The sequence below is a fragment of the Paractinoplanes durhamensis genome (assembly GCF_016862175.1).
Taxonomy (GTDB): domain Bacteria; phylum Actinomycetota; class Actinomycetes; order Mycobacteriales; family Micromonosporaceae; genus Actinoplanes; species Actinoplanes durhamensis.
In genome coordinates, this window is the sequence record NZ_BOML01000004.1 from 1 (window position 1) to 16,666 (window position 16,666).

The following is a 16,666-nucleotide window of genomic DNA, read 5'->3' on the forward strand; positions in this document are numbered from 1 at the left end:
GTAGGCCCGGTCACTCGCTTCGTAGGCCCGGTCACTCGCTTCGTAGGCCCGGTCACTCGCTTCGTAGGCCCGGTCACTCGCTTCGTAGGTCCACCAGGGCGCCGCGGGCCGAGCCGATCCCGTCGGCCACCGCGGAGAGCAGGTCGGCGTCGATCGAGGAGTCCAGGGTGAGGGTCATCAGCGCCTCACCACCGGCTTCCCGGCGGGCCACCTGCATGGCCGCGATGTTCACCCCCGACTCGCCCAGCAGCGTGCCGATCGTGCCGATCATGCCGGGCCGGTCGCTGTAGCGGAAGAAGAGCAGCACCCCGTCGGCGGTCAGGTCGATGTCGAAGCCGTCGACCTCGGTCAGCTTGCAGATCTCCCGGGTGCTGGTGACGGTCAGCGTGCCGGCCACGCTCACCCTGCGCCCGTCCGGCAGCGCGCCGCGTACGGTAACCAGGTTGAGGTGTTCGCAAGGCTCTTCGTTGATCGTGAGCTCGACGTCGACGCCCCGGTCGGCGGCGAGTTGCGGCGCGTTCACGTAGGTCACCCGCTCATCCACCACCGACGCGAACAGGCCCTTGGTGGTCGCCAGTTTCAGCACGCCGACGTCGTGCGTGACGATCTCGCCGCTGACCTCCACGGTGACGCTGGCGGCGACGCCCCCGGCCACCGCGGTGAAGACCCGGCCGAGCTTCTCGGCGAGCGACAGCAGCGGGCGTACATCCTCGTCCACCACTCCGCCGGCCTGCACGTTCACCGCGTCCGGGACGAACTCGCCCTGCAGCGCCAGCTTCACGCTGCGGGCCACCGACAGGCCGGCCTTGTCCTGCGCCTCGGCGGTGGACGCGCCCAGGTGCGGGGTGACCACGACGTTCTCGAAGGCGAACAGCGGCGACTCGGTGGTCGGTTCGGTGAGGAACACGTCGAGCCCGGCGCCGGCCACCCGGCCTTCGGCGAGGGCGACCGCGAGCGCCTGCTCGTCGATCAGCCCGCCGCGGGCCGCGTTGACGATGCGGACACCCGGCTTGACCATGCCGAGCTCTTTCTCGCCGATCAAACCGAAGGTCTCCGGTGTACGCGGCAGGTGCACCGAGATGAAGTCGCTCTCCCGCAGCAGCTCCTCGAGCCCGACCAGGCGTACGCCCAGCTGCGCGGCCCGGGCCGGCTGGATGTACGGGTCGTAGGCGATGAGCCGGGTGCCGAAGGACGCCATCCGCTGGGCGAAGAGCACCCCGATCCGGCCGAGCCCGACCACGCCGACGGTCTTGCCCTGCACCTCGACGCCGGTGTAGCGGGCGCGCTTCCACTCGCCGCGCTTGAGCGACTGGCTGGCGCTGGCGGTGTTGCGGGCGACCGCGAGCAGCAGCGCGATGGCCTGCTCGGCGGCCGACACGATGTTGCTGGTCGGGGCGTTGACCACCATGACGCCGCGGGCGGTGGCGGACGGCACGTCGACGTTGTCGAGCCCGACCCCGGCCCGGGCGACCACCTTCAGCGACCCGGCGGCCGCGAAGACCTCGGCGTCGACCGCGGTGGCGCTGCGCACGATCAGCGCGTCGGCCTCGGTGACCGCGGCCAGCAGGGCGACCCGGTCGGTGCCGTCGACATGGCGGACGTCGAAGTCGTAGGCGAGCACGTCGATGGCGGACGGAGCGAGTTCCTCGGCGATCAGAACGACGGGAGTCAAGGCGCCTCCATACGTTGTCGCGACGCGTGCCGCGCTCGTATGGTGCCGCTGACTCCCGCCGTCGCGTCACGTTTTTGTGACCGGCGTCACATTCTGGAAACTAGGCGACCCGCCTCGGGATGGCCGCCCGATCCACCGGCGGAGCTGGGGTGAGACCGGCCGAGGCCAGCCCGTCCGGCTGCCGGAAACTGAGCGCCTCGGCGTCCAGTGCGTCGTAGAGCAGGTCGAGATCGAGCGTGCCGACCGGCGGGTAGACCCGCTCGCGCGGCGGCTCCTGGCCGGGGCCGAGCGCCCCCTGCTCGATCATGAACTCGAGGATCGCCTGCCGGACCGCGGGCAGCGTGACCGGCGAGTGGTAGAGCACGTTGAGCGCCTGCATCCGCATGCCCTGGACGTGTTCCTCGCCCTTGTTGTCATGGAAGTGCGGATTGCGGGTCTCGATCTGCAGCACCGGGACCGAATTGGCCATGACGTCCGCACTGGTGCTCTCGAGGATGCCGCCGAACTGCTCGAACAGGTCCATGTACTCGTACGGTTCGACCGCGAAACCACCGGCCAGCCGCAGTTTGAGACCGAGGTCGAGGGTCATCGCATGCTCGCCCGCATTGCCGGTGGCGATCACCTCGGTGCCGAAGCCCGAGTATTCGGCGAGGAACCGGTTCAGCCACTCGTTGGTGATCTGCGAGCTGCGTCCTTTCCGGCTGAAGAAGAGCCGGTTGTCGCGCAGCTTCGGCTTCGAGTGCCAGGAGATGCGAACCATCGCGTAGGGCGACTCGGCCAGATAGAGCCCGGCCGCGTAGGCCTTGCAGTATTCGTGCACCGAACCGGGCACGTAGTTGTCCGCATCCACGTAGCCGATGTATCGGCGACCGGTCGTGGCGGCCAGCGCCATGCCGATCAGCATCGCCTCGCCCTTGCCGTTGCGGACCAGGCCGGCGTCGTCGATCAGCTCGGGCATGCCGGCCGCCTTGAACGCTCCGGCCACGCCCGGGTCGCGCTGATGCACGGTGATCGCCGAGCGCCCGGCCAGCCGGCAGAACTGCTCGACGGTCTGCGCCTCGATCTCGTACCGGTCCACCGGGGCCCGGTCGCTGTTCGACACGAGAACGATCAGGCAGTCGTGCGGAATGCCGGAGAGCACTCCCTCGATGACGCTTCGTGTCTCATTCATGCAAGGCACGACGATTACCATTTGCGATTCAACGGCATGCACTGCATCCGCCGGGACGATACGACTGCCGGCCCCGGCCGACAGACCCGAGTCCAGCTCAATGACCCGCTGCAGCTCGTGGATCCGAACCGCGCCGAAACGCTCACTCCGGAAAGAATCAGCCAGTCGCATGCGGGGAATGTACCCGCCTCGGAGCACTCCTAAGTACCTGAACAGCGCACAATTCTATTTCGCCGCCAAGCAGGTTAGCGGGACGTAACGTAGACGTTTCGAATATGCGTCGGCGCCCGCCTTTCCTGGGGAAAAGCGGGCGCCGAGAGGTGGCTCAGGCGGTCTCGGTGATCGGCCGGTCCACCCAGCTCATCATGTCCCGCAGCTTCTTACCGGTGACCTCGATCGGGTGGTTGGCACCCTGCTCGCGGTACTTCTTGAGCAGCGGGCCGCCGTTGTCGTCGTCCTCGATCAGCTGGCGGGTGAACTCGCCGGACTGGATGTCGGCGAGGATCCGCTTCATCTCCGCCTTGGTCTCGGCGTTGATGACCCGCGGGCCGCTGACGTAGTCACCGAACTCGGCGGTGTCCGACACGCTGTAGCGCATCCGGGAGATGCCGCCCTCATACATCAGGTCGACGATCAGCTTGAGCTCGTGCAGGCACTCGAAGTAGGCGATCTCCGGGGCGTAACCCGCCTCGGTGAGCACCTCGAAGCCGGTCTGCACCAGGGCGGCGGTGCCGCCGCAGAGCACGGCCTGCTCGCCGAAGAGGTCGGTCTCCGTCTCCTCCTTGAAGGTGGTCTTGATGACGCCGGCGCGGGCACCACCGATCGCCTTCGCGTAGGAGAGGGCGAGCGCGAGGCCCTCGCCGGTCGGGTCCTGCTCGACGGCCACCAGACACGGCACGCCCTTGCCGTCCACGTACTGGCGGCGGACCAGGTGGCCGGGGCCCTTCGGGGCCACCATCGCGACGGTGACGTCGGCCGGGGGCTTGATGAGCTCGAACCGGATGTTCAGGCCGTGGCCGAAGAACAGCGCCTTGCCGGCGGTCAGGTTCGGGGCGATCGACTCGTTGTAGATCTTGCGCTGGGCGGTGTCCGGCGCCAGCACCATGATCACGTCGGCCCAGGCCGACGCCTCGGCCGGAGTCTTGACCGTCAGGCCCTGCTCCTCGGCCTTGGCCCGGCTCTTCGAGCCCTCCTGCAGCCCGACGACCACCTCGACGCCCGAGTCACGCAGCGACAGCGAGTGCGCGTGGCCCTGGCTGCCGTAGCCGATCACGGCGACCTTCTTGCCCTGGATGATCGACAGGTCGGCGTCGTCGTCGTAGAAAACTTCCGCGGTCATTTGAATCCTTTGAGTCTTTAGTCGTGTTAGGGGCGGCGATGGGGCAGGGACGGGCTCCTGCGTTTGAATATCAGGCGGCGCGGAGCGCCGGGCCGGTTGTGATGGAGCGCGAGCCGCGGCCGATGGCCACGAGGCCCGACTGCACCATCTCCTTGATGCCGTACGGCTCTAGGTCGCGCAGCAACGCGTCCAGTTTGTCGGGGTTACCCGTCGCCTCGATCGTGAGGGTGTCCGGAGCGACGTCGATCACCTTCGCCCGGAACAGCTCCACCGTCTCGAGGACCTGGCTTCGCTGCGCACGGTCGGCGCGCACCTTGACCAGCAGGAGCTCGCGCTGGACCGACTGCTGGGGGTCCAGCTCGACGATCTTCAGAACGTTCACCAGCTTGTTGAGCTGCTTGGTCACCTGCTCCAAGGGTGAGGAGTCGGCGTTGACCACGATCGTGATGCGGGAGACGTCCGGGTTCTCCGTCTCGCCCACCGCCAGCGAGTCGATGTTGAAGCTGCGCCGGGAGAAGAGCCCACTGACCCGGGCGAGCACACCGGGCTTGTTCTCGACCAGCACTGAGAGGGTGTGCTTGTTCACTGAATCTCCTTTGTCATGTCTTCCTGGCCCTCGCTTCGCTCGGTGCAGTCAGCCATGACCTAGAGGTCGTCCTCTTCGAAGCTGGGACGAACGTCCCGCGCGAACATGATTTCGTCGTTGCTCGTGCCGGCCGCGACCATCGGCCACACCATGGCGTCCTTGCCGACGGTGAAGTCGATGACCACCGGGGCGTCGTTGATCTCCATGGCCTGCTTGATGATCTTGTCGACATCATCCTTGGACTCACACCGCAGCCCGATGCAGCCGAGCGCCTCGGCCAGCTTCACGAAGTCGGGGATGCGGTGCTTGTGCGTGCCCAGCTCGGTGTTCGAGTAGCGGCCGTCGTAGAAGAGCGTCTGCCACTGCCGGACCATGCCGAGGTTGCCGTTGTTGATCACGGCGATCTTGACCGGGATGCCCTCCAGGGCGCAGGTGGCCAGCTCCTGGTTGGTCATCTGGAAGCAGCCGTCGCCGTCGATCGCCCAGACCGCCGTGTCCGGCCGGCCCACCTTGGCGCCCATCGCGGCCGGGACCGCGTAGCCCATCGTGCCCGCGCCGCCCGAGTTGAGCCAGGTGCCCGGCTGCTCGTACTTGATGAACTGCGACGCCCACATCTGGTGCTGGCCGACGCCGGCCACGTAGATCGCCTCCGGGCCGACCAACTCGCCGATCCGCTCGATCACGTACTGCGGGGCCAGCGTGCCGTCGGTCGGCTCGTCGTAGCCCAGCGGGTAACGCTCGCGCAGCTCGTTGAGGGCCGCCCACCACGACTCGTACTGGGCGATGCCGCCGGCCGAGGTGGTCACGGCCGCGATCAGCTCGTCGATGACGTGCCGGGCGTCGCCCACGATCGGGACGTCGGCGTGCCGGTTCTTGCCGATCTCGGCCGGGTCGATGTCCGCGTGCACGACCTTGGCGTCCGGCGCGAACGAGTCGAGCTTGCCGGTCACCCGGTCGTCGAAGCGGGCGCCCAGGGTGATCAGCAGGTCGGACTTCTGCAGCGCGTACACCGCGGGGACCGTGCCGTGCATGCCCGGCATGCCCAGGTGCTGCGGGTGCGAGTCGGGGAACGCACCCAGCGCCATCAGCGTGGTCACGACCGGGATGCCGGTCAGCTCGGCCAGCTTGCGCAGCCCGTCGGTGGCGCCGGCCTTGAGCACGCCGCCGCCGACGTAGAGAACCGGGCGCTTGGCCGCGGCGATCAGCCGGGCCGCCTCGCGGATCTGCTTGCCGTGCGGGTGCAGGGTCGGCCGGTAGCCGGGCAGGTCCAGGACCGGCGGCCAGGTGAACGTGGTCGGCAGCTGCAGGACATCCTTGGGGATGTCGACCAGGACCGGGCCGGGGCGGCCGGTGGCGGCCAGGTGGAACGCCTCGGCCAGGATGCGCGGCAGCTCCTCCGGCGTCTGCACCAGGAAGTTGTGCTTGGTGATCGGCAGCGTGATGCCCTGGATGTCCGCCTCCTGGAAGGCGTCCGTGCCGATCGACGGGCGGGCCACCTGGCCGGTGATCGCGACCATCGGCACCGAGTCCATGTAGGCGTCGGCGATCGGGGTCACCAGGTTGGTCGCGCCCGGCCCGCTGGTCGCGATGCAGACGCCGACCCGGCCGGTGGCCTGGGCGTAGCCGGTGGCGGCGTGCCCGGCGCCCTGCTCGTGGCGGACCAGGATGTGCCGGACCTTCGAGTCGTAGAGCGGGTCGTAGGCCGGCAGGATCGCCCCGCCCGGAATGCCGAAGACGACCTCGACGCCGAGCGCCTCGAGCGACCGAACAAGAGCGCCGGCCCCGGAGGTGGGCACCGGAGAGGCTACGGCCGGGGCCGGGTTGGCGGCCGCGACAGTGGCCGGATTGGCTCGGTGGGCGAGGGTCTCAGGAGTGGGTCTCGTCATGGCTATTCGAACCTTCTCGGGATGGTCGTCCAGTCGTACTTTGAGCAACAAAAAAGGCCCTCGTGCTGTTAAGCACGGGACCTAGCGCACCCTCGCCGTTGTTAGCTCGGCAGGAGTGCGCTCAACTAAGTACTCGGGACGCGAAGCACATGGACCTAACCTTGCCCCATCTCACTCGGCGAGTCAACTGATCCCATATTTTGATCACTGGCCACCGCCTCGAACGTGGGATCCGTCGGCAAAACGGCTCTGAGCTGCTTCATTCCCGGTCCGAGGGTGACCACCTGGCTGCGCGCAGCAGCGCCTTTCGGCGGCTCGTTGCGTGGCTGCGGGGCCGGCCGGGTGCCGCTGCGCAGGCCGTGCAACTGGGCCTCCAGATGCTCGGCCGGCACGCCCCAGCCGAACAGTGAGCCCTGCCCGAGCCGGCAGCCGGCCTCCTCGACCGCGGCCCGCTGCGCCAGCGTGCCGATGCCCTCGGCGAGCACCTCCAGACCGAGCCGGTGACCCAGCCGGACCACCACGTCGACCAGCGGCGCCGCCTCGCCGGTGCGCGACTCCGGCTCGGCCACCAGCAACCGGTCGATCTTGAGGATGTCGACCGGCAGGGTGCGCAGGTGACTGAGCGACGAGTAGCCGGCCCCGAAGTCGTCGAGCGCGATCCGCACCCCGGTCGCGCGCAGCGCGGTCAGCCGGCCGATCAGCTCCTCCATGTCGGTGGCGACGGCATGCTCGGTGACCTCCAGCACCAGCCGCTGGGCCGGCACGCCGTGCTCGGCCAGCACGTCGGCGACCTGACCGGCGTAGTCGGCCGCGTGCAGCTCCTTGGGCGACAGGTTGACCGACACCCAGACGTCGTGCCCCTTGGCCAGCCAGTCGGCGAGCTGCTTGCAGGCCTCGGCGAGCACCCACGAGCCGATCCGGTTGATCAGGCCGGACTCCTCGGCGACCGGGATGAACTCGTCCGGCCGGACCGCCCCCAGCGTCGGGTGGTGCCAGCGCAGCAGCGCCTCGGCGCCGACCGGCCGCATCGACGGCAGCGCCACCACCGGCTGGAAGACCAGGCGCAGCTGCTGCCGGTCGATCGCGTGCCGCAGCTCGCTCTCCAGCGTGCCGCGCCGGCGCAGCAGCTCGTCGTAGCGGGCCTGGTAGCGCTCGACGCGGTTCTTCCCCCGCTGCTTGGCGTAGCGCAGGGCCAGGTCGGCGTCCCGGATCAGCTCGCCGCTGTCGGCCACGCCCGGGCTGTCCGCCACGCCGAGGCTCGCCGACAGGAAGACCGAGCCGCCGGGTATTTCGTACGGCTGGCCGAGCACGGCCAGCAGGCGGTGCGCGGTGAGCGTCGCCTCGTCGGCGGTGCCGTGCATGAGGATCGCGAACTCGTCGCCGCCGAGCCGGGCCGCCACATCGCCGGCCAGCAGGTTGCGCCGCAGCCGCTCGCCCACCTCGACCAGCACCGCGTCGCCCACGTCGTGGCCGCGCATGTCGTTGACCGTCTTGAACCCGTCGAGGTCGATGCCGACCAGCACCAGCGGCTCGTCCGACGCCTGGCACTCCTTCAGCGCCCGCTGCAGGCCGCGGCGGTTGGCCAGGCCGGTGAGCGGGTCGGTGTGCGCCAGCTCGCGGAAGTGCGCCTCGCTCTGCCGCAGCCGCAACGTGTAGCGCCGGACGTCGCCGAGCGCCAGGTACTGCCGGCCGACCAGGGCGAAGCCCTCGACGCTCGCGCCCAGGAAGCCGTACAGATCGAAGCCGCCGCCCCGGATCAGGTGATAGCCGAGGGCGGCGACCATGCCGAACATCGGGACCACCGCGTACGCCGTGCCGCGCTCGCTCACGTCGCCGACCACCTCGACCGGGCGGTCGGCCACCTTCACCGCTCGGGCGATCACGAACAGCCCGGCCGGCAGCAGGACCGCGCCGCACAGCACGTCGACATCCCGGTTCTGGCAGATGCCGCCGCCCAGCGCCACCGCCGCCGCGGCGACCAGGGTCACCCCGCCGGCCACCCGCACGGTGACCAGCCGGGGCCGGTGCGCGTGCAGGGCCAGCACTATCGTCAGGCCCAGCGAGATCACCGCGAGCGCGGCCGGCACCAGCACCGACGGGCAGGCAATCGGGGTGGCGTCGCCGAGAATGCGGGTCGGCTCGCTGAGCAGCACCCAGCCGACGAACCAGAACGAGGCCGCGATCACCAGGCCGTCGAGCAGATGGCGCAGCGCCGCACTCGGGCTCTCCGCGGCGCCGGGCAGCACGGCCGTGCCGACCAGCAGGGTGAGCGTGCCGATCGCGGTGCCCAGCGCCACCGCCGAGCCGAGGCTGACCCGGGGCACCGGCGCGTCGGTGAGCAGCGCGCTCAGCACGCCCGCGAGAGCCGCCGCGGTGGCCAGTGCTCCGCCCGCGGCCAGGATGAGGTGCGCACGGCGGGCCGCACCGGTGTGCCGGCGGCCCGAGTTGCCCAGCAGGGCGACAGCCGGGACCGCGATCAGGAGACCGGCGAGCCCGGCCAGCTCCACGCCGGACGGTGATTGCACGGGAACACTGTGCCCGATCTCGCTCCGAATAGGGAGCCCCGAAATCCCGAGCTGTGGACGCGGCGGCCATGTGGCGGACGCGACGGTGGCACACTGAGGGGATGCCTGACCTGCGTTCCCGGACCTCGACCCACGGTCGGACCATGGCCGGCGCGCGTGCCCTCTGGCGCGCCACCGGGATGACCGACGACGACTTCGGCAAGCCCATCGTGGCGATTGCCAACAGCTACACCCAGTTCGTACCGGGTCATGTGCACCTCAAGGACCTCGGCGGCCTCGTCGCCGACTCCATCGCCGAGGCCGGCGGTGTCGGCCGCGAGTTCAACACGATCGCCGTCGACGACGGCATCGCGATGGGCCACGGCGGCATGCTCTACTCGCTGCCCAGCCGCGAGCTGATCGCCGACGCGGTGGAGTACATGGTGAACGCGCACTGCGCCGACGCCCTGGTCTGCATCTCGAACTGCGACAAGATCACCCCCGGCATGCTGATCGCCGCCCTGCGGCTCAACATCCCGACGGTCTTCGTCTCCGGCGGCCCGATGGAGGCCGGCAAGACGGTCGCGATCGAGGGCATCGTGCACGAGAAGCTCGACCTGGTCGACGCGATGAGCGCCAGCGCGAACGACAACGTCACCGACGCCCAGCTCGACACGATCGAGCGGTCGGCCTGCCCGACCTGCGGTTCCTGCTCCGGCATGTTCACCGCCAACTCGATGAACTGCCTGACCGAGGCGATCGGCCTGTCGCTGCCCGGCAACGGCTCGACGCTGGCCACGCACGCCTCCCGCAAGGCGCTGTTCGAGGAGGCCGGCCGGCTGATCGTCAAGATCGCCAAGGAGTACTACGAGAAGGACGACGAGTCGGTCCTGCCGCGCTCGATCGCCAGCCGCGACGCTTTTGAAAACGCGGTGGCCCTCGACGTGGCCATGGGCGGCTCCACCAACACCGTGCTGCACCTGCTGGCGGCGGCACGCGAGGCCGGGCTCGACTTCAGCGTGTCGGACATCGACGCGGTCTCCCGGCGGGTGCCTTGTTTGGCCAAGGTTGCACCGAACAGCCCGAAGTACCACATGGAGGACGTGCACCGGGCCGGCGGCATCCCGGCCCTGCTGGGTGAACTCCACCGGGGCGGGTCGCTGAAGACCGACGTCCGCGCGGTGCACTCGCCCGACCTGACGTCCTGGCTCGACAAGTGGGACATTCGGGGCGGGTCGGCCTCGGCCGAGGCGCTGGAGCTCTTCCACGCGGCGCCGGGCGGGGTGCGCACGACACAGCCGTTCAGCACCGAGAACCGCTGGGCAAAACTGGACACCGACGCGGTCGAGGGCTGCATCCGCTCGGTCGAGCACGCCTACACCGTCGACGGCGGCCTGGCCATCCTCTTCGGCAACCTCGCCCCCGACGGCTGCGTGGTCAAGACGGCCGGCGTGGACGAGTCGATCTGGAAGTTCACCGGGCCCGCCCGGGTCTACGAATCCCAGGACGACGCGGTCACCGGCATCCTCGGCAAGGAGGTCGTCGAAGGCGACGTCGTGGTCATCCGCTACGAAGGGCCGCGCGGCGGGCCGGGCATGCAGGAGATGCTCTACCCGACCTCCTTCCTGAAGGGTCGCGGTCTCGGCAAGGCCTGCGCGCTGATCACTGACGGACGTTTCTCCGGCGGCACGAGCGGGCTCTCGATCGGCCACGTCTCCCCGGAAGCGGCCGGCGGCGGGCTCATCGCCCTCGTCGAGACGGGGGACGAGATCACCATCGACATCCCCGGGCGCAGCATCTCGCTGCACGTCGACGACGAGACGCTGGCTCAGCGGCGGCACGAGCAGGAGCGGCGGCCCAAGCCCTACACGCCGGTTTCTCGGGAACGGCCGGTCTCGGCTGCGCTGCGCGCTTATGCCTCGATGGCGACCAGCGCCAGCGACGGGGCCTACCGCAAGGTTCCTGAATAGTACGGGCATGACCGCATGCCAAACGCACTCGGACTGAACCGTGGCCACGCACCTTCTGGGTGCGTGGCCACTGCCGTTTGCCGCTTCCGGCTTTGGTTTTTGGCATTTTCTTGCGGTGGACGGTCAGGGGCGGGGTGACCCGACTACCGACCGAGCCCGCCGTTGGGGGCTTTGGGCTCGGCCGGTAGAGGTTTTCAGCGAGGCTGGATGTAGAGGGTTGCTGGGCGGCCTGCGCCTGCCTGGTTTGTTGCCTGGATCGTCACTCGGTAGCGCGTTGATCCCTGGGCGGTCAGGGTTGCTGATCTTGCTGTTGTCGGGCGGGTCACGATCACCGGGGTTCCGGTGGCTGCGCCCTGGGCGGTCAAGCGCTGCCACGTGATTCGGTAACCCGTTACTGCGGCTCCGCCTGTGGTTGTGGGGGGCGACCACGTGAGCGTTGCGGTGCGGGGGCCGCCGGTCGGGCCTGGCTTGGCTGCGACCTTTGTCGGGGTGCCGGGAACTGTTCGTGGTGTGGTTGTTGCCGATGTTGTCGACCAGGTGCCCGGGCCGGTGGCGTTCACTGCTCGCACCCGGAAGCGGTAGCCGGTTCCGTTGGTCAAGCCGGTCACGGTCAGCTGCGAGGCGGTCGCCGGTGTGCTTCGGATCGCTCCCACTCGCGTGCCGGTTTTCGCCGACAGGGCCTCTACCTCGTATCTGATCAACGCTGAGCTGCCGTTGGTGGCCGGCCCGGTCCAGCGCACTGACACCTGGCCGTTTCCGCTGGTCAGCGCGCTCAGGCTAGGGGCTCCGGGTGGGCTGGCCGCCGGCGGCGCCACCGTGGGCTGGGTGGTCGGGTCGGTCGTTGGCGACGGGGGCTTGATGGTTGTCGGCGCCGTCGTGGGGGTTGTCGTCGTGGGGGCGGTGGTGGGCTGGGTCGTCGGGGCGGTCGTGGGTGGGGTTGTCGGGGTTGGGGTCGGCTGGGTGGTGGGGGCTGGGGCGGCTGACGGCGTTACGACGTTGGACAGGGTGGAGAACTCGCTGGCTCCGGTGGCGTTCACGGCTCGGACCCGGAAGGCGTAGTGGGTGCCGTTGGTCAGGCCGTACATGGTCAGGGACGTTGCGTCGCCTGCCGCGGCGTCCACTGCCACCGCTGTCTCGGTTTCGGGGTCCAGCGCCTGGATCTCGTAGCCGTAGATCTGGAAGCCGCCGTCTGACGTCGGTGGGGTCCATCGGACCACTGCTGCCTCGTCGCCGGCTGTTGCGGTGCCGATCGTCGGGGTGCCGGGGGCGGAGTTGGTGGGAGCCGTGGCGGCTGTGGGCGTCACCGGGTCGGACGCGGCCGAGAACTGGCCGGGGCCGGCCGCTGTGTTGATCCGCAGCTGGAACGTGACCGGGACGCCGTTGGTCAGGCCGGTCACGTCGACCGTGCGGATGGCCGGGTCCAACTCGGTGTCCACGATCGTCGTGCCGGCCGTGCGGCGCAGGGTGAGGCTGGTGGCGGCGATGCCGGCCGGGACGGTCAGCAGGACCGTGGCGGAGGCGTTGCCGGCGAACGCGGTTACCGCGGTTGTTGCCACGAAACCGGTGGCGTCTACCGACTCGTCGTCGAACTCCAAGGTCTCCACGTTGCGTACCGTGTCGTTGCCGTCGGGGCCGGACACCAGCACGCCGCCGGGGATCGGGGTGATCGTGTAGGACGCGCGTGGGCCTGCGAAGACGGCCACGTCGTGGTCTGCGGTCGGGGACGTCTGGATCTCGCGTACGGCGACGATGTTCTTGGGGTTGATCTTTCCGGCCAGGACGTCGGCTCGCAGGTCGGCCAGGCTCCTGGCGGTTCGGGTTTCGGCTCCTGTTTCGTCTCGGACCGACAGGCGGACCGTCACGTAGCGGTCGCCGTCGAGGATGTCGTCGGCTCCCCGGCCCTGCAGGGTGTCGTTGCCGGGGCCGCCCAGGAGGATGTTGCCGGCTCCCCAGACGTTGCCGTGCAGGTCGCAGGTACGGCCTGACGCGTTTCCTACCGCCGTCGCCGGGGTGGGCAGCGTTGTCACCACCTGGTCGAGGCCGTTGATTCGGGCTATTCCGGTGGCGTCCAGGGCGTCGCAGCCGATGAAGCCGCCGCCGCCCACGTCGGCCGGGACCAGGTCGTCGCCGTTCAGCGTGTCGTCGCCGGTGCCGCCGGACAGGGCTTCCACCTCGTTGTAGCGGTCTCGCACTCCTACCGCGGGGATGCCCAGCGGGGTCAGCGGGAGGGCCAGGTCGGAGTCCATCGGGACGTTGTCGCCGCCCTGGTCGGCCGCCGCCGCGATGGACCAGTCGTAGCCGGAGCCGCCCGCGTTCTTCTCGATGCCGGGGCCCTGGACGCCGATGTCGTCGCCGCCCTCCATGTCGTAGTCGTCGTCGCCGCCCTGGCCGATCAGCACGTCGTTGCCGGGCTTGTTCGAGTCGTCCAGGAAGAACAGGTTTCCGCTGTCGCCCTGCAGCAGGTCGGCGCCGTCGCCGCCCTCCGCCCAGTCGTCGCCGGAGTCGCCGAACACCTCGTCCTCGCCGTCGCTCGCCATCACCAGGTCGTCGCCCTCGCCGGCGAAGATCGTGTCGGTGTTGGCGCCGCCGTCGGCGAAGTCGTTGCCGGTGCCCGCGTTGACGATGTCCAGGCCGGGGCCGGCCGCGATCGCGTCGTTGCCGGGGCCGCCCTTCGGGATGTCGTCGCCGCCCAGGTCGGTGATGATGTCGTCGCCCTCGCCGCCCAGCGCCACGTCGTTGCCGGCGCCGCCCTCGAGCACGTCGTCGCCCTCGCCGCCCCAGATGGTGTCGTTGTCGTTGCCTGCCCCCACCCGGTCCGGGTCGTCGGTGCCGCGGTAGACCGACTGGGCATTCAGGCCGGGTTTGTCGACGGTGTTGCGGGCGCGGTACTGGATGGTGCCGTCCGGCATCCGGATCAGTAGCGCGTGCTCGTCGCAGGCGGTGGCCGGGTCGTCGGTGACCCGGTTGCCGTCCTGCTGGTAGCCGGCCACCGTGCCGTTGAGGTGGGCCAGGTCGAAGGCGCAGTCGCTGGTGGCGAACGCGTCGGCGCGCAGGAAACCGGCGCCGGTGTTGCGGCCGATCAGCTCGGCGAACGAGTTGCCCTCCAGCTGGGTGCGCAGGTTCATGCCGGGCGTACGGGCCAGGTAGTAGAGCCGGTCCCCGTCCTGCAGGCGGGTCAGCTGGTTCTCGAAGACGTAGCCGAACGTGCTGCCGAGCAGGCCGCCGAACGGGTCGGTGACCTCGGCGAGGCCGCCGATCCACAGGTCCACATCGTCCAGGCCGGTGCCGGCCGGCGCGTTGAGGAAGGTGGCAGCGTCGGCGGGGATGACGTCGCCGGGCTGCGGGTCGACGATCGCCCGGGCCGCGGCCCGCTTCGCCGCGACCGTGGTGGCGGCGGTGATGGTGGGGTGGGTGCCGTAGGCGGCCACGAAGTTGACCAGCGACTCGGGGTGCTTGAGGTGCTCACCGAAGTCGATCCAGCTCGTGTAGGGCTTGAGCCGGGCGTCGCCGGTCTTCGCGTACAGGGTGCGCCGGAAACGGTTGAGCGGGGGCACGCCCTCGGAGCGGCCGCGGGCGATGTTCACCGCGGCCAGGTCCATCGGCAGGCCGAGCAGGTTGTTGCGCAGCGTGTCGGTCAGGAACTCGTCCAGCTCGTTGCCGACCTGGCCGGACATGCCACGGACCACCTCGGCCGCCGCCTCCTCGGGGCTCAGCGTGCCCGAGTCGGTGTAGGCGATCGGGTTGAGGAATCCGTCGAGCAGGGAGACCGAGTCGTCGGTGCCGTCGGCCCGGGTGCGGGCGATGGTCTCGGTCAGCATCGAGTGCCCGAAGCGGTAGACGGCGTGCGCGAACTCGGCGTAGATGGCGGGATTGAGGTCGGTCTGCGGGAACGCGAACGGCTGGAACGGGTTGATCGACGGCTGGATCTTGCGGGCGAACTCCTCGAAGACCAGGTGCTGGTACTCCATCTCGGTGACGAACCGGGCGGCCTGGAAGATCCGTTCGCCGTTCCAGGTGCCGTCGAAGGCCTGCCACTCGGCGAGCGCGTGGCCGTCCTCGGACAGCACCCGCTCGATGTCGGTGACCAGGCGGTTGTGCTCGGAGTGGAAGACCTGGTGCACGGCGGTGAGGCCGAGGTTCTCGTTGACCCGGCCGTCGCCCGCGATGAAGTGCGCGTCGAGCAGCTCGTCGTCGTAGGTGCCGGCCGGTTGGGCCGCTCCCACCGAGGCCACGGTGTCGTCGTCCGGGCGCGGGGCGACCGCCGGGGTGGCCGGGTTGTGGTCGGTGTCCACCGGGGACGGGTCGGCGTTGTGCGCGATGTCGGCGAGGAACGGCGCGTCCACCCGCAGCACCCTGGCCGGGACGGCGACCGGGTTGGCGGTGTCGCCCTCGACCAGGCCGGTGGCGGTGACGTACTGCGGGAGGCCGCGGGCCGGGCCGGGCACGAACTTGCCGTACGCGTCGGTGAGCAGCTGCGGGACGGCGAGCACGTCGGCGTCGGTCAGCGCGAGACCGAGCACCTCCCGGGCCTGGCGCTTCACGTCGGCCCAGGTGGGCAGGCCGCCCGCGGCGCCTTCCAGGAGCCGGCCGGTGACGGTGGCGTTCGCCCGGTATTCGCGGAGGAAGACCTGGTGGGCGGCGTGCGACGTGTACGTCTGCGAGTTGTCGACGAACGGGGTGTCGGTGTTCTCGGCCTCCTGCACGTCGTCGGCGGTGCCGAGCTTGCCGTCCGGGCCGGGTTGGGTCGCGGCCCTGGTCAGCACCATGAACCGCAGCGCCGGCGCGACGTAGCGGGCGTCGCCCGGCTTCGGGTCGTCGGCGGTGCCGGTGATCCGGTCCGGGCCGGCGATCAGCGGGTCGTCGGCGCGCAGCGGGACGATCACCGTGCCGCCACCCTTGGCGGTCTGGTCGACGCCGTGGTCGAAGAACTGACCGAAGAGCGTGAACCACGAGTTGTACGGCGCGGACAGGCCGACGTCGGTGGTCACGTTCGGGATGGACAGCGTGCCGTCGTTCGCGGTCACCTCGGCGGCACCGGTCTGGCTGCGCACCGGACGGCCGGCGGCGGCGACCGCGGCCGGGTTGTTCGCGGTCTGGTCGGCGATCAGGTTGCTGATCAGCCGCGGCTGCGAATCCATGACCAGGTTGTTCGCGCTCTTGTCGGCGTAGCTGGTGCCGCTCTCGGCGGTGCGGAAGTCGGTGCCGCCGAGCCGCGGGAAGAGCTGGTCGGCCGCGCCGTAGCTGTTCTGGCCGGCGATCAGGTTGTTGCAGGTGCCGTCGACGGTGCGCAGGCCGCGGGAGAGCAGCGGGCTGGCCAGCTGGTCGGGGCCGGTGCCGAGCAGCGCGCCGCACGGGCCGGTGACGCTGTTGGTGTTCGCCACGTGGGCTTCGGCGATCTTGATCTGTTTGAGGATGTACGCCAGATCGGCCGGGGTGATGGTGAAACCCTGCCCGATCGGGGCGTATGCCTGCGCCGGTGTGCCGACCAGGATCGACGTGAGCAGGGAACCGAGCGCAAGCCAGGACCGAAGTCGCATG

At 70.0% G+C, this 16,666-nt stretch carries 8 protein-coding genes; 1 reads left to right on the forward strand and 7 read right to left on the reverse strand.

Annotated features, from left to right (window positions below; translation table 11 throughout):
* Positions 1-73 precede the first annotated feature (73 nt).
* The 6 genes from serA to Adu01nite_RS01890 form a co-directional block, all read right to left on the reverse strand.
* A complete protein-coding gene (gene serA, locus Adu01nite_RS01865) occupies positions 74-1,672 on the reverse strand; it encodes a phosphoglycerate dehydrogenase (RefSeq protein WP_203724450.1) in 1,599 nt (532 codons plus the stop codon).
* A 100-nt stretch (positions 1,673-1,772) separates the two neighbouring features.
* Positions 1,773-3,014, reverse strand: coding sequence for a mannosyl-3-phosphoglycerate synthase (gene mpgS / locus Adu01nite_RS01870; RefSeq protein WP_203724451.1), 1,242 nt, complete (start codon positions 3,012-3,014; stop codon positions 1,773-1,775).
* 154 nt (positions 3,015-3,168) lie between these two features.
* Complete coding sequence (ilvC, locus tag Adu01nite_RS01875; protein ID WP_203724452.1) at positions 3,169-4,182, reverse strand: ketol-acid reductoisomerase; 1,014 nt, start codon at positions 4,180-4,182, stop codon at positions 3,169-3,171.
* A gap of 70 nt (positions 4,183-4,252) precedes the next feature.
* Entirely contained in the window at positions 4,253-4,768 is a 516-nt protein-coding gene (gene ilvN, locus Adu01nite_RS01880; RefSeq protein WP_030436185.1) for an acetolactate synthase small subunit, read from the reverse strand.
* A gap of 59 nt (positions 4,769-4,827) precedes the next feature.
* Complete coding sequence (locus tag Adu01nite_RS01885) at positions 4,828-6,654, reverse strand: acetolactate synthase large subunit (RefSeq protein WP_203724453.1); 1,827 nt, start codon at positions 6,652-6,654, stop codon at positions 4,828-4,830.
* A gap of 155 nt (positions 6,655-6,809) precedes the next feature.
* Positions 6,810-9,179, reverse strand: a complete 2,370-nt coding sequence (locus Adu01nite_RS01890) for a putative bifunctional diguanylate cyclase/phosphodiesterase (protein WP_239132063.1) — start codon at positions 9,177-9,179, stop codon at positions 6,810-6,812.
* Positions 9,180-9,280: 101 nt separating this feature from the next.
* Between Adu01nite_RS01890 and ilvD the strand changes: the two genes are divergently transcribed.
* Complete coding sequence (gene ilvD, locus Adu01nite_RS01895; RefSeq protein ID WP_203724454.1) at positions 9,281-11,128, forward strand: dihydroxy-acid dehydratase; 1,848 nt, start codon at positions 9,281-9,283, stop codon at positions 11,126-11,128.
* 194 nt (positions 11,129-11,322) lie between these two features.
* Here the strand turns inward: ilvD and Adu01nite_RS01900 are convergent, their stop codons facing one another.
* Entirely contained in the window at positions 11,323-16,665 is a 5,343-nt protein-coding gene (locus Adu01nite_RS01900; protein ID WP_203724455.1) for a peroxidase family protein, read from the reverse strand.
* Between the last annotated feature and the right edge of the window lies 1 nt (position 16,666).